Genomic DNA, 17,665 nt, shown 5'->3' on the forward strand with positions numbered 1-17,665 from the left:
TATGAAAACGCTCTGGTATATTGCGAAAAAAGATCTTTTGCAGGTTATCAAAGATAGAAGCGCATTAATATTGATGCTTGTTGTACCTCTGGTATTGATTTCGGTGGTGGGCTTTGCCTTTGGCAATCTTTTTGGAGATGGTTCCTCTCAACTTAAAATCAAGGTGGCTTTAAGCAATCACGATGCTGGTATTGGTAATACTATTAGCCATGCGCTCAAAGTTGATACGAAAACCCTTTTGATCACTGTCAATGAATATCCCGATACCGCTCAAGTGACCGCAAAAGTTGCCGCTGCTAATGATGCAGCAGATGTTGGTATCGTCATTCCTGCAGGCGCCAGTCAGGCCGTGATGGATGCTGGACAGTCTGCCAGTACAGCAAAGAATTTAATACAGTTTTATACTCTGCCTAATACTACTAACGCATCCGTTACCGTTGTACGGGATATCATCAACAATATTGTGCAGGAGCAGCGTATTGCTGAGGTATCGGCGGGGCAGGTGCATATGGTGTGTAGTCAGCCGGGAAATGTGTGTGCGCCAAAAACCATCGATGACGCTGCGATTAGCACCGCGGTCGTCAAGGCCAGTCAGACCAGCGATCAAGCTATTGTCCCTCAGACGGTAGGACAGGCCACGAAAGTCGGACCATTTGATCAGGTTGTGCCTGGTTATGCTGTCTTCTTTTCGCTGTTTGGCTTGAATGCGGTTGCCGCCACGATTTTGCAGGAGCAAGAGGATGGTACTTTCCGACGTTTGCTGATTGCGCCGATCCAGAAATATGCGTTATTAGGTGGAAAACTGCTGGCACAATTTCTGCTGACCCTTGCTCAGCTAACAGTGCTGTTCGCGGTTGGCTACTTTGTCTTCAAAATGCATATCGGTTCCTGGCCAACCGTTATTATGCTCTTGATTGCAACCAGTTTTGCCGCTACTGGTCTTGGTATTCTGCTTGTGTCGCTGGTCAAAACACGTCGCCAGATCAATCCTGTGGTTAGTCTGGTGACACTTATCACTTCAGCTATTGGCGGAGCCTGGTGGCCGCTCTTCATTGAGCCAGCCTGGATGCAGCAACTGGCAAAGGTTGGTATCACCGCCTGGGCAATGGAGGGCCTTAACGGAACCATGATCTTTGGCAAAAGTTTTTCGGCGGTACTGCCTGATATTCTCGGATTGCTGATTTATGGCGTCATTTGCTTCATTCTTGCTTTGCGCTTCTTCAGCTTTCAACCGAAGGCCGTCGCTGCATAATATTGGAGATTATACCGCTGCCAAAACAATTTTAAGGTGGTTTGACAGCGGCGTGTTCCTCACCGATAATGGATGAGGTGAGAATGATGTAGCTTGCAGGAAAGATACAGCACTATGACCAACGAGATCAGTATTCTGATTTGTGAAGATCAGACCTTGATGCGCCAGGGATTGCGCACGATTCTTGAACTGGAACCAGGGATGAAGGTGATTGGAGAGGCGGCCAATGGCGAAGATGCGGTCAAACATTATATAGCTTTGCGCGACGAAAACAAGGCGCCTGATATTGTTCTGATGGATATAGAAATGCCTCGTATGAATGGTGTTCAGGCTACAACTGCACTGATCGAAAGCCATCCGCAGGCACATATTATTATCCTGACCACCTTCGACTATGAAGATTATGTTTTTGATGCCATTAAAGCTGGCGCCATGGGCTATCTGCTCAAAGATGTGCCCGCCTCCGAGCTGATGGCAACCATTCGCAAGGTTCATACCGGTGAACCCTTTATCCAACCCAGGATTGCCAACAAACTGCTCATCGAATTTGGACGTAAAGAACGTAGTTCCAGGCCGCAGTCTCTACGCACCTCTCCAGAAGAAGATCTGAGTCCCCGTGAAATCGAGATCCTTAAATTACTGGCTGAAGGTGCCAGTAATCGCAAAATAGCGGAGCGATTGGTACTGGCTGAAGGAACAGTTAAAAATCATGTCTCGAATATTCTGAGCAAACTCCAAACCGAAAATCGCACTCAGGCTGCCCATCTTGCACGTGAGCGCAAGTTATTCTAAAGTCTCTATGCTTGTGTTCGATCAGGGAACCGCAGAATCGAGAGAGGAAAATAAAAGTGATGTGTTCAGATATAGAGACAGATGATATTATTTTTAAACGTACTTTTAAACGTGTGATGGTGGGCTTTGTTATTTTTGTTTTCCTCTATCTGGTTATCTTAGATTTTGCTGTGCTTGCAAATACGCCAGGCTATCTGCGAGATTGGCGGGGCGTGACCTGCATTGTGCTCTCAGTTATTGCGTTTTTACTGTATGCGATCCCAATTCTTGCGCATCATCAGCATTGGCCTCCACCATTGCCCTATGCTTTGTCGGTATGGAGCAGTATGTATCTCTCGGTATTTCTGCTCTCGTGTATCGATCGCAATTTTATCTGGAATTTTTATCTTGTATTTGGCCTCTGCTTTGGCCTGTTTAGTTCACGTCGTTTGCTTCTTATGGTCAGCGTGATCGCTCTTACCCTCTTTTCTTTCCAGGGATTATGGATATGGCCGTTAAAAACGGAGCTGTTGTTCAGTATCGTTAGCCAGTCTATGACTATTTATGGCCTGACTGGTTTGAATATGCTGTTCCAGAAACTCGTAGCAGAACGTTTTGCTCGTAACAGGCTCTTCCGAGAGCTTAAACATGCGAACAGGCAATTAGAGGAGGCCCATCGTCGTCTGGAGCAATCGGTGGAGCAGGAGCAAGAACTGGCGATACTGCGTGAACGGACACGCCTGGCGCGTGAGATGCATGATACGCTTGGTCATGCGCTTGTGTTGATTGCTGTCAAGCTAGAGGCGGCGCAGCGTCTACGCGAACGTGATCCTGAACGTTGTGAGCAAGAGCTAGAAGCTACCAAAGTGATTGCTCGTGAGAGTATGGCAGGTCTTCGTGCCAGTATTGCTGATCTGCGTTCACCAGTGCTGGAGCGTGAGCGTATTCAGCGGGCCCTTGAGCGTTCAGTACGAGAATTGACCCAGCGTGTTGGTCTACGTGTTACATACACCCTGCAAACCGATGTGACCTGTTTGCCTGCTTCGCTTGAAGAGATCCTCTGGAAGGTGAGCCAGGAGGCGCTAGCAAATATTGAGAAACACGCTCATGCCACACATGTCAACCTGCGTATTAGCCAGCAAGAAGATCAACTGGTGTTGACAATTCAGGATGATGGGGTTGGCTTGCCAGAGGCCTATTATAACTATCGAGAAGATGGCAGCCTCGTGTGCCTGAGTCCTCATGGGCATTATGGCTTACGGGGTATGCTTGAACGTGTTGAGCATGCTGGAGGACAGCTTTGTGTGCGTTCCACTTCTGGTCAGGGAACTACGATAGAGGTCAGATTGCCACTTGAGGTTGAACAATCGACGAAAGCTCTTCGTCCCCCGCTGCCACAGGCAGCAAAAATGAGAATTGAAACCCCTGATCATACAAGGTGAGCAATAATCGAGAACCATCCAGCTATGGCTGAATGGTTCTCGATTATTTTCTTCATACATCTATTCGTATCTATGAGATGTGCAATAGCTCTCCTGGCTTGTGTGGACTGATGGAGAATTTTGCGTGGCGACTGGAGCAATGGACACAATAGGAATGCAGCACTGAACTGTGGTGACGCTTTAATGTGCAGGCATGACGGCTGCAAATAGTTCTGCCACAATCCATGCAGGACTGGGTGTTCCACCATTTTAATGGGGCATTACAAAGAGCGCATGTGTGTCCACTACGTACTTGTTTCATCGCCCTCATCTCCTTTGAACGAGTGCTCTCGTGTCGCTATCTTCAAATTTACCTATGTCAAAAATATGTTTTGCTGTGTTATGGCTATTTATCGGCTGCACTGCGAAATATGTTAGCCCGTGCTAATATCCGACATCTCTACTAAGATATTAGCACGGGCTAACACTTTCGTCAATATCAATTGAAATGAAAATGTAGTACGTTAGTATTTATCAATTAGTTAAATCTTTATTGAAACGTAGATAGGGGTGCCCATCCCTTATTGCATTTCCGGCTGCCTTAAAATCCGCCCTTGTGACAACGCCAATAGATTGAGCATTGTCTGGCGCCACCATGGCATACAGACGTCGAAATCCGGCTGTTTTGGCACTTTCGCATAGCGCTATCACCGTGTTAGTCATAATTCCACGGCTCTTGCTGCTGGCCCAGTAGCCTATTTCTGCATCATCGGTATTATTGGACTTGATATCGATAGCCGCTACAGCGTGGCCCAATGGATCAAGGACGAGGAAGACGAACCAGCCATTGGTTCGCCAGCCTTCCTGTGCCCAACTGAGGAAGTATTTGACGTTCTCCAGGCCGTATGGTTGTCCCTGCATGCGCTCGCGGAAGAGCCTGTTATAGATCAATGGCTCGTTGCAGATGGCGACGATCTCTTGCTGCAGTTCTGGGGTAACAGGAAAACTGTCATCAATGGAGCGGAGGCCATATGGTTCATTTTCTGGAAAATGCAATACGATCCGCTTAAATGGGGTAAAAAAACCTGGGGTTGTCATCATAAAGATCCCTTCTTATTGTGGTTGAGTATCTGACTATTCTACTCTTCCGTACAAAATATGAGAAGTGTTTTTTATATTGGAGTGCTACTAAATGAAAAGATCTAAACAATTAGACCAATATGCAACTTCTGTTGGCGAAGATGTACTAAATACTATCTATAAGAAGGCATCAGATCTGCGCGGGTTGCACGTCTTGCATATCAATACAACTGTTAAAGGGGGCGGTGTGGCGGAAATCCTTGAAGGATTGGACCCTATCGTGCGCGATTTTGATATCACCCATAGCAGAAAAATCATTCAATTAGATGAGGATGCCAGCCACTTTACTACCCATCTGCTGAATTTATTGCAAGGAAATGAGCCGGGCGAGATTTCCGCGGCGGATCGTGAAAAGTTTTTGACCTGGCTAGGCCAGGCTCGACTTTCTGAGCATGAAGATCAGGCTGATATATATCTGGTGCATGACTACCAGCTTGTTCCACTGGCTCAACTCTATCCATGGTTGCAGCCAGCCGTCTGGTTCTGTCATGTAGATACAGCCCAACCTAACCCTCAAGCTAAACGCTACATGCAGGAATTTCTAGATTCATATCAGTTATGTATTTTTAATAGCGAGCTTTCTGTTTTCCCTGAGATCCAGTCACAACTGGCCCATGTGATAACACTTGGGATTGATCCTTTTCGGCGCAAGAATGCTTCCATGGCCCGCGATCATGGACTAAAACTTTTACAACAGTGTGGAATCGATACTCAACGTCCATTGCTAACCCAGGTGGCGCGTTACGATCGCTGGAAAAATCCCTGGCAGGCTATTGATGTTTATCGTCTGGTGAAGCAGCAAATACCAACGGTCCAGTTTGCCTTTGTGGGTGCGATGGAGGCTACCGATGATAAGGGGGCTGTTGAGGTGTTGCATGACCTGCAGCGTTATGCCGAGGATGATAAAGATATTCATTTTTTGTATGATCCAGCTGTTATCCGCGATGATGAGGTCAATGCTTTTCAGCGCTATTCCAGTGTTATTCTGCAGCGTTCAACGCGTGAAGGGTTTGGTTTGACAACGACGGAGGCTATGTGGAAAAATCAGCCAGTCATAGGTACATCAGCAACTGGTTTGAGGACTCAACTGGTCGATGGTGAGAATGGCTATATTGTGGATGATACGCAGGCATGCGCTGAGCGTACGCTGGAACTTCTGCAGAGGCGTGATCTCTGGCAGCAACTGGGGCAAAATGCACATAGGTATGTAGGCAAGCACTATCTTTTGCCAATGATGGTTCTTAGCTATCTGGATGCGTTGGAAAAAGTTTATTCGCGGTCGATTCAACAATCAAGCAGTGAGCGATCTTCAAATTCTGATAGAAATACGGCCGCTGATTAGACTGATAAAATTGTCAAAGCAGTTTGCTAGCGGGGGCAATGTTTTTGCCGGAAACTCTCTTATGAGATCGTTCCCGGCAATACATGAGTTTAGCCGCCGGCTAGCGGCGATCCTGGTAGTCACAATCACAGTATGTGAATGTGTTGGAGCAGGATGGGCAGTAGTACTGTAAGTTGCCATCGTCATCCGTTTCAGGTATCACCTCTTCAAGGTCAGTGAGTAAAATGCCTTCTTCTTGATCATAGGGACATGTCTGATACTTAATGCGCTCTAGGTTCATGACGTTCTCCCTTGTTGATGTTGTTTGCCTCGCCACAATGTAAGCTTCCGCGAGGTGATATGTTCAACCACTCGAGCGAGAAAACCTGTTTCATCGCTTTCAATGGTGACTTTATATGATGTTTTTCATATCCTCAATTTTTGGTACCCATTTGTCCATGAAGTACTATTTTTCGCCCATAAAATAAAAATGCTAAATTTGTGTCTCTTATTGTCTGGACTGTCGTATCCCTTGTGTGAATGGAATTTATGTTCTATATTTATAATAAGTGAGGTACCTTTTAAGCTTGACATAAAGCATAGGTTATTGTATCTGACTTTTATGTTTGAAATCATATAGTGTGTTTCATTGTAGAGAAAGTGGAACGTAATAGTTCGGCTTGTATTGGCCCCCAAGTAGTACATTCTACTCATAAATGAGTAATAAAGCATAAAAAAGCCTTTGAAAATGTTAAAGTAGTATTAATGAAAATGATAATAAGTGGCCTGTATTATCCCCCTACGTGTAACTAGTTTCGTTATTAATATATAGAAGTAATAGTGCTTGATGTGTGTGTGGCAATATGAATTTATTCAGTTTAAGCTGTTGGATATATGTAGGGGTCCATGAGTAAAAGTTGAATTCTATGATTGTGGTTATGGCTGTGCGAAAAGATTGTATCAGAAATCCAAGTGCTTTGAGCAATGATGGGCAGGTTGTTGTTTCCTCTAGTCAAGAAAGAAACTAATGATGACGAAGCATGTAAAAAAGCCAGTGCCGCTTAAGATGGTAAGCGCCTGTATGGCGGGTGTGCAATGCCGCTATAATGGACAGTCAAAAACGGTTCCGATGCTGAGAGATATGGTGCAGCGTGGTGATGCGATTGCCTTGTGTCCTGAGCGCCTGGCCGGATTAGCTACACCACGGCGACCAGCAGAAATTAAGGGCGGCGATGGCTATGCTGTGCTGGATGGCAAGGCGCGTGTGTATGATGATCTTGGAGAGGATCTGACCGGTGCCTTCATTATTGCTGCATATAAAACTTTACATGTATTGCAAGCAGCTGGTGTAAACGAGGTCGTGTTGAAGGAAGGTAGCCCTTCCTGTGGCTGTAATGAAATTTATGATGGTACCTTTTCAGGCACCCGAAAATCTGGCGTTGGGGTTACCACTGCGCTCCTGCTACGTTCTGGCATCCACGTCTATTCTGAAAAGATGCTATTTGGCGATGCCCAGCCTGAACTGGTATTGAGCAATATGTGAACTACCCCTGAGCTAAAGACTCAGGGGCTTCGCAAGAAGCCTGAGTTCACCAGACTCCTCATCAGAAATGGTGAGACCGTTTGAAAGGTCATGACACCTGCGGTTGACGCATCAGACTGCTGCTCTGTCGCCTGGATTTAAGAAGGGCTGAGGAAAGGCCCGGTGATCCAGATGGAAAAAGCCTTTTGAACTGTGTCGAGATGAGGTCGGACTCCCTCCATGGTCACAGTGGAGGGATACGCATTACCCGGCGCTTGCCGGAGCATTTTTCCGAAAGGAATCGTATGAATACCGTCTATGTCTTATCACCAGATAGGACGCCGCTTATGCCTTGCTCTTCTGTGATTGCTCGTTTGTTACTCAAAGAGGGAAAGGCCAAAGTCGTACGCAGAACACCTTTTACGATTAAGCTCTATGCACTGCCGGAGCATACCTCCACCCAACCCTTGACGCTGGGAGTGGATACAGGCAGTACGGTGATTGGTTCGGCTGTTGCAAGTGACCAGGGCAACATCCTGTATCTTTCTGAAGTGGAAGTGCGCAATGATATTGCCACGACGATGAAAGAACGGGCCACCCATCGTCGAAATCGCCGCAACCGAAAGACACGCTATCGGCCTGCACGCTGGTTGAATCGGAGGAATTCCATCAAGACCGGGCGCTTCTCCCCAACCATGAGAAGCAAGATCGACGCCCATCTGCGAGAAATCCGCTTTGCGCAATCCTTATTGCCAATCACGTCCATTGTGCTGGAAACAGGAACCTTTGACCCACATGCGCTCAAAAACCCAGAGGTGCTGCGAAAGAAGTGGTTGTATCAAAAAGGGATTAACTATAGTTTTGCTAATACCAAAGCGTATGTGCTGACACGGGATAGCTACACGTGTCAACACTGCCAGGGGAAATCCAAAGATCAACGGCTCGAAGTGCATCACATTGTGTTCCGAAGCCAACATGGAAGTGATGAGGAGGCGAATCTGTTGACGCTGTGTAAGACCTGTCATGATAACCTTCATGCAGGGACGATGACCCTCAAGCGCACCGGTAAGAAAAAAGGGAATCTGCTGCATGCCACGCAGATGAACAGCATTCGCATGCAATTGCTGAAACGCGTTGAGGCGGAAGAAACATGGGGCTTCGTGACGAAAGAACATCGATTGCTCGCTGGTTTACCCAAAGAACATATCTTTGACGCGGCGATGATTGCCACACGCGGGAATATCCCCGTTTTCCAAACCCAACTGGTGCTCTTGAAAAAAGGTGTTTCAGATGGAGAGTATCAACAGACCAGAGGAGTGCGCAGCGAGCAACCCATTCCGACCGGCAAAATCCAGGGCTTTCGCAAATTCGACAAAGTGCGTTATCGAGGTCAGGAATACTTTATCAAAGGGCGCATGTCTACTGGCTATGCCATTTTGATGATGATAGACGGGAAAAAGGTCGATTTGAAACCCATTCCCAAGTTTGAGAACATGAAGAGAGTGAGTGCGCGATCCTCATGGATTACCTGTCAAAGAATCATGCCAGGTTCCTTTTCCTCTCCCACTTGATCTTTGTCTGCACATAGCGCAAAAAACGACTGATTCCTTATGGAGACGAAGTGAAGCGGTTGTTTGAGGAAATTGCTGCTTGCTCAGATTTTTCTTTTGAAGCCTTGGAGGTTGGTCAGGATCATCTTCACTGCATAGTCAAAAGTGAACCTCGGATTTCACCGCTGGCCATCGTACGTAAGCTGAAACAAGAATCGACGTTCCGGCTTTGGAAGACCGACGGAACTGAATTGAAACGTCATGTCTGGAAAGAGAAAACATTTTGGAGTGATGGGTATTTTTGCAGCACCATTGGGAATGCAAGCCAGGAGACTATTCGCCAGTACATTGAAAGCCAGGGATAGGAGTAAGGTACGGCGTTCATCTACGAGGCTGAGGACCTCGTGGTTTTCTCGCCGCACCGAATAAAAAATACAAATCGTAAATCCGGCCTTTTTTTAATAGAGGTTCGGAGCTTGCCTCCAATTGTCGCCTCACCACGAGCGGGCAATAATCGGGGCAAGCTCCGAACCTCTATTTATAATGTGTTGTTATTGTTGCCCTGGTGTAATGGCGGGTGGTGCATAGATACGCGCATGCATAATTTGTGTTATAAAGAAATGTATCTGTAAAATGTGACTTAGAGACGATCCTCTGGCGATCGGTCTGCCATAGAGTTGCTGATTTATCGTCGCTTATATATTCGGAGGCTATTTGTACCTATGACTCAAACAAAAGTACACGCTTTAGCTACGGAAGCAAAAGAGGATGAGGTCAGGCGCCTGACTGAAAAACTAGGTGAGCAGGTGGAGTTGCGCACCATTAGTGGTACGCTTGAGGAATTACCCCCGGCTGATCTGCATGATGTTGAAGTCCTGTTGCCTTTTATTCACTCTAAAGTTGGTCGGAACGAGCTCGATGCGATGCCCAATTTAAAAGTCATTGCCACTCGTTCTACTGGCTTTGATCATATTGATCTGGCTGCAACTGGCGAGCGTGGGATTACTGTATGTAATGTGCCTGGTTACGGCGAGACGGCGGTGGCCGAATATACGTTTGCTTTGTTGTTGAATATATCGCGTAAGGTCCACCTGGCCAATTCGCGTACCAAGCGCGGAGATTATACTCTTGAAGGCTTGCGTGGCTTTGATCTGTATGGGAAAACGATCGGCGTTATTGGGGCGGGCGCTATCGGATTGCGCGTCATTCGTATTGCGACTGGCTTTGGCATGCGTGTGCTGGTTTATGATGAGGTCCAGCGCAAGCGCAATCGCCTTTTATCTGAAGTCCTGGGCTTTAATTTTGTGCCGTTGGATGAATTGTTGACGCAATCTGATGTGGTGACCCTGCATGCTCCCAGTTTACCCAGCACATATCACATGATTAATCGTGACTCTTTAGCAAAAATGAAGCGCGGCTCTTATCTGGTCAATACGGCGCGTGGTACGCTGGTTGATACGCACGCGGTCGCCTGGGCCTTAGATACAGGTATTCTGGCAGGCGCTGGCCTGGATACCTTTGAGGGTGAGGAATTTTTGGAGCGTGAGGAGGAATTAATGGACCAGCCCGGTGCTGAAGAGAAATTACGTATGCTGGTACAAAATAATGTGCTTCAGCGTCGTCCAAATGTCATTATAACTCCCCATATGGCTTTTAACTCTAACGAGGCTTTGCTGCGTATTCTGGATACCACGATTGAAAATGTGCAGGCCTTTCTGGCCGGTGATCCGCAAAACGTCGTTCAAGCCCGTTGATGCCAAATCGTTGCTCCCTCCCTCCAGAGGTGCGTCGCTGATTATTGGGAGGTCAGGTAGGGTAGAAGTCTACCTGGTCTCTTTTCTTTTTGGGAAAATTTTAATAACGTCCGCTTCAGAAAGTTATGCGCCTGAAGCGCGATATGATTGGTTCGGCGCGTGGCACTGGTTCAGGCTTGTTTATCAGCAAGCTATTAATGGAAACGATAGGTGGATGTATATGGGTAAAAAGTACTGGTACCTCTGGCCAGGGTGGTTGTTTTTGCTTTACTTTGCCGGGGATCCCGATAACCATCTTACCAGTGTCATTATCCTGACCGTCAGCAACAAACCAGAAGGCAGGCCCTCTGACTTGAGGAGCCTGCCTTCTATAGCATAGTGCCATTTAAAATAAGGGCTGATATTTACTTATTTTCGACACCATTATATGTATTTGAGAAGTTCCTGAAGCTGCTTAGTAGCCCCATTTCCAGCCTCTCAAAGTGTCCTCTGCGACTGTTCTCCAACCACGGGCAGCCGATTCGGATTTGAGGCCAGCCTGTTCGGCTAACTCGGCATCACTGATATTAGGATTTTTCTTCAGAATTTGAATAATTTTGTCTGTAATTTTGTGCGTTGATGTTGATTTTTGCTCGGATGTGTTGTTCACTACCAAACCTCCCTTACAATGCGGAATGCCTAAGAATAACAACGCTCTACAGGGATGTCACCGTACCACGTACGCTTGCTTTCCTGTCCGGTGGCAGTTGGTGCGTATATTTAAAAGCGCCTATGCATTCTGCATAGGGCATGTAATTTTTTCGTGGCACCCCTATTGTACAACTTTTGGTAGCCACTAGCCACTATTTTCTTGCTTTTGAAAAAATGGGTGAACTTTGCCCATTGGATTGTGGGCATAATTTTCCTATGTATCTAAAAATTCCTATTTCATAGTGACTCGGACCGGTCATAGTTCGTCAGAATATGTGGGATGGACGATATGGGAAATCTATCCTGCTTGTTTTGAAGCTATGCCCTAGTTATATCCATGTGTATTGGGCCGGAATGGACCGGCAAGGAAGTGGGGAAGCATCAATATATGTTAATAAAAATTTATATGGTTCGCCAAGGCAGTAGATCAATGTAGTTCTTTAAGCAGTGTGGTTACTTGGTGTGCCCTTTTTGAAAAAAGAAGGAATCATCATGAACCTGTTCGGATTTTGGAAACGTCAATCTTTTGGAGCACCCGTAGAAGTTATTCAAGCCGCTTGTGATTTTTATGGCACCTCACCGGAACGTGTCCCGGCTGTAAAAGCTGAAAAGCTGAAGGCCCTTTCTGATAACGTCTGGGTAGTAAAATTAAATGACAAAGCAAGTGCTGTGGTTGCCTATACACCCAAGGAAAAAGAGCACACCATTACTGCTCCCTGGTATGGTGAATAATCAATCAATGTACTTGATATAATAATAAAGCGACTCTCACCTGGTCATCGGATCACTCCGATGAGCCAGGTTTTTTATTGATTTTTATGCTTACTGAAGCGTAGCGCCCCCTTACGGGCGGCCGTGTGCGCGCCCGCATCTTTATTTAGTATGAGTTGCCAGAAGTGCGCCCGGCGCACTTCTGGCAACTCATACTAAATATTTTTGAGCGCCGAAGGCGCGTAGCGTCAGGGGCCGAAGGCACGAAAAGCATGGCTTTCAATCTCCCTCTTCACTATTTTTCCGCTTGAGTTAAGACGATGTGTATTGTAAAAGTAGCCTCAGCATATACACATTTGCATCAAATGCTATTCATTGGGATGAGCGCAGCTGTCGAAAGAGGGGTGAAAACTGTATGATGAAAAGCTCTAAGCATAGCTTTATTTTATGCCTTTGCGCTCTTATGTTTGTGTTAGTTGCGTGTAGTGGACCCGCTTTTTTGAACGGGTTTGGTGGTAGCAATGGCAAAATTACGATTACGCTCTGGTATTGGAATCGGGCGATCGATGACAGATTGATTGCCCAGGTGGAGCGGCAGTTTCCCCATGTTCGCTTTAAGCCATTGAAGATTGGCGGTGGATATGATGCAAAGTTACGTACGGCCCTGGCTGGCCATGCGAATATACCAGACATTGTGGGCATTAATTCAAATATCGCCACCTATTTTCCCGATGCCGAGCAATTTGTCGATTTGCGTCCGTTGGGTGCGAGCCGGATCAGCAAAGTTTACTTGAATTGGAAGTGGCAGCAGGGTATAGCGCCTGGTGGACGTGTTATTGCGTTGCCAATGGATAGCGGTCCGACCGCTTTATTCTATCGGGCCGATCTGTTTAAGCAGGCTGGCCTCCCTGCCGATCCCGCTGCGGTGTCTGCACGCTTGAAGACATGGGATGACTATATTCGAGCTGGTGAGCAGATGACGCAGGCCACTGGTGGCAGAATTCATATGTTTGATAATATCAACAATGTTTTTACGCAAATTATGGGGCAGAGTAAGCAGCAATACTTTGATGCGGCTAATCATTATGTGGGAGATCAGCTGGCGGTCAGACGGGCATGGGATTACGCGGCCAGGGTTCACCAGTTAGATCTGAGTGCGAAGGCCACTTCGTATTCGACTGATTGGAGTGCCGCGATTAGCAATAACTCTATTGCATCCTTTGTGGGCGCGGTCTGGATGAAGCATCGCTTGAAGGATGCTGGCCCTAAGACGGCTGGATTGTGGCGCGTCGCTCCGGCTCCTGGTGGTCCCGGTAATGCTGGTGGCTCTTTTCTGGCAGTTACCAGGGCTTCACAGCATTCGCAAGTTGCCTTTGATATCGCCAGCTGGTTGATGTCGGCTCAGAATCAGGTAACGGCATATCTGGATACGGGACTTTATCCTTCCGCTATTGCCAGTTTAAATAGTCCTCATCTGCTGCAGCCAGAACCTTTTTTCGGGGGGCAGGTCACGACAAAGATCTTTAGCCAGGTTGCGGCCCACATTCAGCCCGTGCCCAATAGTCCCGATGCTGATGTGGTTCAGAATGTGCTACAGCGTGAGCTGACCTTGATAGAGATGCAGAATATGAACCCTCAGGTGGCCTGGGATACGGCTCAGCAGCAGATACAGAGAGAGCTCTCTCATTAGTTTTCTGAGGAGAAGGAGTGCCTGGCTATGAGTGCGATGAGTCGTCCTCCAGTTATTACGCCGCCGCCATTAGCTGTTCCTGTGCGCGCTCCGCGCCGGAAGAATGAACTGCAACGCACCTGGCCTCTGTACCTGTCGGTGGCTCCTTTCTTTGTGCTGTTTGCTATCTTTGGATTGTTTCCTCTGGCCTTCTCACTCTACCTCTCTTTCCAGAAGTGGGATGGAATCGGGCCGATGATGTATGTGGGCTGGAATCAGTTCTCCTACCTGGTGACGGATAGCTACTTCTGGCAGGCGATTGTGAATACGTTGGAGATCTGGCTGCTGGCTACCGTTCCGATGATCTGCATCTCTGTGGTGCTGGCTTTTTTGCTGGCCTCGCCTTTAGTCAAAGTGAAACGTCTGTATCATATCGCTTTTTTCTTGCCGCATATTACCTCGATCGTCGCGATCGCGCTCGTTTTTGGTTCTCTGTTTAGTAATCAGTTTGGTTTGATCAATGCCTTGTTGACCGCGTTGGGCCTGGGACGCGTAGCCTGGTTGAGCCAGCCATGGGGAATGAAGTTTGCGATCGCCGCTATGATTCTGTGGCGCACGATTGGCTATCATGCTTTGATTTTTATGGCTGGCATCCAGAGCATTCCTACGACCTTATATGAGGCAGCTCAGATCGACGGCGCGAGCTCACGGCAGATTTTCTTTCGCGTTACACTACCACTGCTCCGGCCCGTTATGCTGTTTACGGTGATTACTTCGACGATTAGCGGCATGCAGGTCTTTACTGAGCCCCAGGTGTTGCTGGGCAACGATGGTGGCCCGGGCCGAGGTGGCATGACGATTGTGCTGTATCTCTATCAGCAGGCCTTCGGTAGCTACCATTTCGGCTACGGGGCCGCCATTGGCTGGGGACTGTTTGTGCTGATCGCTTTGTTCTCGCTTCTCAACTGGCTATTGATACAGCGACCGGGCGCGCGCGCTTAGTAAGGATGGTGGGAGACTATGATCGGACTGCGGATGAAGCAAAAATATACCTATAGGGTGCCGCTGCGAATGCGAACGAAGCAGTTGTGGCTGCACCTCGTTTTGTTGCTGGTCACGGCCATTTCTTTCTTTCCTTTTTACTGGCTGCTTGCTATGGCCACCAATGAGACCAGCGACATCTTTGCTTATCCGCCCAGATTGTCCTTTGGTACTCATCTGGGCGAGAATATCGCCAATGTGTTAAAGAGCATCAATTTCTTTGGGGCTTTTGCCAATACCATGTTTGTGGCTGTAGTGGAGACCATGCTGGTGCTCTTCTTTTGTTCTCTGGCCGGTTTTACCTTCGCTAAATTTCATTTTCGAGGCCGCAACCTGTTGTTTGTGGTGCTGCTAGGGACCATGATGATCCCTTCACAGCTCTCGGCCGTTCCGTCTTTTGTCTTGATGGCCACACTTGGCTGGGTCAGTAGTTTTAAGGCGTTGATTATTCCCGGTATGGTGACTGCCTTTGGTGTGTTCTGGATGCGGCAGTATGCGGAATCATCTGTGCCAGGGGAGCTGGTGGATGCTGGTCGTATTGATGGCTGTGGTCACCTGCGCCTCTACTGGCATGTGGCGCTCCCAATTTTGCGGCCAGCCCTGGCCTTTCTTGGTATCTTTACCTTTATTCATGCCTGGAACGATTATATGTGGCCTTTGATTATTCTCAATGATCCGGCCAAATATACTCTGCAGGTCGCGCTTTCGCAGCTTGACAACGTATACGGTTCAGATTATGGTATGGTCATGGCCGGGACGCTGATGGCGACGATACCACTGATTGTCATCTTTTTAATTGGTAGCCGTCATTTTATTGCCAATATCGCGGCAGGCGCATTGAAAGAATAAAGTCCAGACCAGTCTGATATTGTCAGGAGGAAACGCACAGGCATGGAAGCTTCTCTACAGGTAAGGCTAGCTCGGCCTGATGAAGTTGCATATATTGTTGATTTGATCGATCGTGTGCAACAAAATTTGATTAAGACGGGCAGCCTGCAGGTAATTGGTCCAATTTCTCATGAGCGCGTCTCTGGATATGTTGCAGCCGAAACAGCATTTGTGCTGGAAGATAAAGGCCATCTGTTGGGCAGCGTTTTTGTTAGCCCGATAACGGCTGAGAGCTGTCCGGAACTGGTGCGCTGGCAGCTGGCAGAAGTGATAGCGAGGCCCTGGTTTCTGCGCACGCTGGCGCTTGAGCCGGGACAGCAGGGCCGTGGACTGGGCTTACAGCTTCTGGCAGCCCTGAAGAAGTTGCTGGCTCGGTCTGATCCCCACGCGACTATTATCCTGGATTGTTGGGCGGGCAATAGCAATCTCCGCACTTTCTATACCCGAGCAGGTTTCAAGCTCCACGGAGTTTTTCCTGTGCATGACTACAGTGTGGCCGTCTTTACCTCTGCCGTTGTATAGGCGCTCCCGCAGCATTGTTGTCCTCGATTATTAACATTATGCTCAACAGCAATTTCACATTTGCACAGAAATATTTTGCATCGTAGTATTTTTGCTGCCACATTTTATATCACAGGTGAATCATCCGTCTTTATGAATAGAGTCTGATCACGTGTGATGAGCTTGATTGCGTTTGTAAATTATGTGGGATATTTTACAAATAGCACAAATAGCACAAATAGCGTAATAGAAAAAGTAGCAGCTTTTGAGTACATAGGCACAGAAATGAGGATGAACAATGAATTTGCAACCCCCCAAAGAGTATCAATGTAAGCACGGTCATGGTAAAGGCATATTGTTGGTAGATATCGAAACCGAAACCAGGCCGGTTATCGATGTTCATGGCCATTGGCAGTATTATTGCTTAAATGGGCACCATGTTTTTGCGGTACTCCCTGCCACGGCAAATAGCCTGGAAGAGGAAAAACAGAAAGTCACCAGCATGGCTTAGCTGGCATCTGTTTTCTGCCGCGTTTCTTGTCGCTTTCGCTTATCATTTTCACCTTGTTTACTCGATTTGCTGGATGTTGCGGGCGCTCAGGCCATGTTGGCCGGTGACGATTTCGAAGCACACAGCCACTCCTGCCTTAATCGTTCGATAACCCTGGCCTGGAATTGCGGTGAAATGGAAGAATACGTCCGGTCCCGCGTTGTCCTGGGCTATCATGCCTATACCGCTATCTATATCAAACCAGCGAACGGTTCCACGGGCAACCGGAAGCCCATTGGTTCCTGGCGCGGGCGCGCCGTGTTCCCATTCCTGTTGCGGAATACGAATCTGACGTGTGGCTGGATCATTGTAAGCTTCATAGCGATAATCGACGCGCTTCTCCATAATGGCGCGCAGATCCTGACGCAACTCTTCAAGCGTTGGGCGACCCACAAAGAACCAGCCGTTATAGATAGCGTGAATTTGGAGTGTCGGGCGCAGCACAAAGGTATAGGGTTGCGCCCGATAGGCGTATTCGCCCTCCGTTTCATCCAGGATATTGATCTGTTTGATGACCTGCCTGGACTCATCGGACAAAAAAGGCCACTGCGCATTGAGGCCAGCGCGAAAGGCTGCGTTGATGGCTGGCGGATCGGTACTAATCGTTACTACTCTGGCGTAGTTGACGGCCAGCTCAGATTGGAATGCTACCATCTGACGCATTTGTTGTTGATCTCTGGGACAAAAGAAGCCGCGCAGAAAAATGAGGATGAGAGGATTGCCATCGTGAAAGCCTAGATACTGATCCAGGAGGTTTGGCCTGGTCAGGTTCGAAAGTTGAGTTATTTCGTTTTGCTGGTTGGGCAGGGCGACATCAGGAAATTGGTCGTTTACGCGCAGGGATGTTGCCATTGGTGGCCTCCTTTCTTCGCGTACCTGGTGCT

17 protein-coding genes and 1 pseudogene are annotated in these 17,665 nt (G+C 47.7%); 14 read left to right on the top strand and 4 right to left on the bottom strand.

The features are described 5' to 3' along the window. The first annotated feature begins 1 nt into the window (after nt 1). The 3 genes from JMI88_RS07860 to JMI88_RS07870 all read left to right on the top strand — a co-directional run bounded on the left by JMI88_RS07860 (nt 2) and on the right by JMI88_RS07870 (nt 3,465). A complete protein-coding gene (locus JMI88_RS07860) occupies nt 2–1,252 on the top strand; it encodes an ABC transporter permease (RefSeq protein WP_201361258.1) in 1,251 nt (416 codons plus the stop codon). Between the two features lie 114 nt (nt 1,253–1,366). Beyond that, on the top strand, nt 1,367–2,044 hold the full coding sequence (locus tag JMI88_RS07865; protein WP_201361259.1) for a response regulator: 678 nt from the start codon (nt 1,367–1,369) through the stop codon (nt 2,042–2,044). Nucleotides 2,045–2,103: 59 nt separating this feature from the next. Further along, the gene (locus JMI88_RS07870; RefSeq protein WP_236022886.1) at nt 2,104–3,465 is read left to right on the top strand and encodes a sensor histidine kinase; all 1,362 of its coding nucleotides are present in this window, start codon (nt 2,104–2,106) and stop codon (nt 3,463–3,465) included. Between the two features lie 513 nt (nt 3,466–3,978). Here JMI88_RS07870 and JMI88_RS07875 read toward each other — a convergent pair. Beyond that, the gene (locus JMI88_RS07875; protein ID WP_201361261.1) at nt 3,979–4,545 is read right to left on the bottom strand and encodes a GNAT family N-acetyltransferase; all 567 of its coding nucleotides are present in this window, start codon (nt 4,543–4,545) and stop codon (nt 3,979–3,981) included. A 91-nt stretch (nt 4,546–4,636) separates the two neighbouring features. On the opposite strand from JMI88_RS07875, the gene JMI88_RS07880 reads away from it, so the two are divergent. Continuing rightward, nucleotides 4,637–5,926 carry a glycosyltransferase gene (locus tag JMI88_RS07880; protein WP_201361262.1) on the top strand — a complete coding sequence of 430 codons (1,290 nt, stop codon included), beginning with the start codon at nt 4,637–4,639 and terminating at the stop codon, nt 5,924–5,926. A 100-nt stretch (nt 5,927–6,026) separates the two neighbouring features. On the opposite strand, the gene JMI88_RS07885 is transcribed toward JMI88_RS07880, so the two are convergent. Continuing rightward, a complete protein-coding gene (locus tag JMI88_RS07885; RefSeq protein WP_201361263.1) occupies nt 6,027–6,206 on the bottom strand; it encodes a hypothetical protein in 180 nt (59 codons plus the stop codon). Between the two features lie 726 nt (nt 6,207–6,932). On the opposite strand from JMI88_RS07885, the gene JMI88_RS07890 reads away from it, so the two are divergent. The 4 genes and pseudogenes from JMI88_RS07890 to JMI88_RS07905 all read left to right on the top strand — a co-directional run bounded on the left by JMI88_RS07890 (nt 6,933) and on the right by JMI88_RS07905 (nt 10,731). Continuing rightward, on the top strand, nt 6,933–7,448 hold the full coding sequence (locus tag JMI88_RS07890) for a 2-thiouracil desulfurase family protein (protein ID WP_201361264.1): 516 nt from the start codon (nt 6,933–6,935) through the stop codon (nt 7,446–7,448). A 284-nt stretch (nt 7,449–7,732) separates the two neighbouring features. Beyond that, nucleotides 7,733–8,998, top strand: coding sequence for an RNA-guided endonuclease IscB (gene iscB / locus JMI88_RS07895; protein ID WP_201361265.1), 1,266 nt, complete (start codon nt 7,733–7,735; stop codon nt 8,996–8,998). Next, nucleotides 8,947–9,342, top strand: a pseudogene (tnpA, locus tag JMI88_RS07900) (IS200/IS605 family transposase). Before iscB ends, tnpA begins: the two are co-directional and overlap by 52 nt. Nucleotides 9,343–9,699: 357 nt before the next feature. Further along, a complete protein-coding gene (locus JMI88_RS07905) occupies nt 9,700–10,731 on the top strand; it encodes an NAD(P)-dependent oxidoreductase (protein ID WP_201361267.1) in 1,032 nt (343 codons plus the stop codon). Nucleotides 10,732–11,185: 454 nt separating this feature from the next. Here JMI88_RS07905 and JMI88_RS07910 read toward each other — a convergent pair whose 3' ends face one another. Next, nucleotides 11,186–11,380: an Lrp/AsnC family transcriptional regulator gene (locus JMI88_RS07910; protein ID WP_201361268.1), complete on the bottom strand. Its 195-nt coding sequence runs from the start codon at nt 11,378–11,380 to the stop codon at nt 11,186–11,188. A 533-nt stretch (nt 11,381–11,913) separates the two neighbouring features. On the opposite strand from JMI88_RS07910, the gene JMI88_RS07915 reads away from it, so the two are divergent. The 6 genes from JMI88_RS07915 (at nt 11,914) to JMI88_RS07940 (ending at nt 16,742) form a co-directional block, all read left to right on the top strand. After that, nucleotides 11,914–12,153: a hypothetical protein gene (locus tag JMI88_RS07915; RefSeq protein ID WP_201361269.1), complete on the top strand. Its 240-nt coding sequence runs from the start codon at nt 11,914–11,916 to the stop codon at nt 12,151–12,153. A 394-nt stretch (nt 12,154–12,547) separates the two neighbouring features. Next, complete coding sequence (locus JMI88_RS07920) at nt 12,548–13,822, top strand: ABC transporter substrate-binding protein (RefSeq protein WP_201361270.1); 1,275 nt, start codon at nt 12,548–12,550, stop codon at nt 13,820–13,822. A gap of 36 nt (nt 13,823–13,858) precedes the next feature. Further along, nucleotides 13,859–14,803 (top strand): carbohydrate ABC transporter permease, encoded by a 945-nt coding sequence (locus tag JMI88_RS07925; protein WP_201361623.1) that lies wholly within the window; start codon nt 13,859–13,861, stop codon nt 14,801–14,803. A 69-nt stretch (nt 14,804–14,872) separates the two neighbouring features. After that, entirely contained in the window at nt 14,873–15,691 is an 819-nt protein-coding gene (locus JMI88_RS07930; protein WP_201361271.1) for a carbohydrate ABC transporter permease, read from the top strand. 42 nt (nt 15,692–15,733) lie between these two features. Next, complete coding sequence (locus JMI88_RS07935; protein ID WP_201361272.1) at nt 15,734–16,252, top strand: GNAT family N-acetyltransferase; 519 nt, start codon at nt 15,734–15,736, stop codon at nt 16,250–16,252. A 277-nt stretch (nt 16,253–16,529) separates the two neighbouring features. After that, a complete protein-coding gene (locus tag JMI88_RS07940) occupies nt 16,530–16,742 on the top strand; it encodes a hypothetical protein (protein ID WP_201361273.1) in 213 nt (70 codons plus the stop codon). A 57-nt stretch (nt 16,743–16,799) separates the two neighbouring features. Here the strand turns inward: JMI88_RS07940 and JMI88_RS07945 are convergent, their stop codons facing one another. Beyond that, a complete protein-coding gene (locus JMI88_RS07945) occupies nt 16,800–17,633 on the bottom strand; it encodes a cold shock domain-containing protein (RefSeq protein ID WP_201361274.1) in 834 nt (277 codons plus the stop codon). Between the last annotated feature and the right edge of the window lie 32 nt (nt 17,634–17,665).

It is taken from the genome of Dictyobacter formicarum (genome assembly GCF_016587435.1).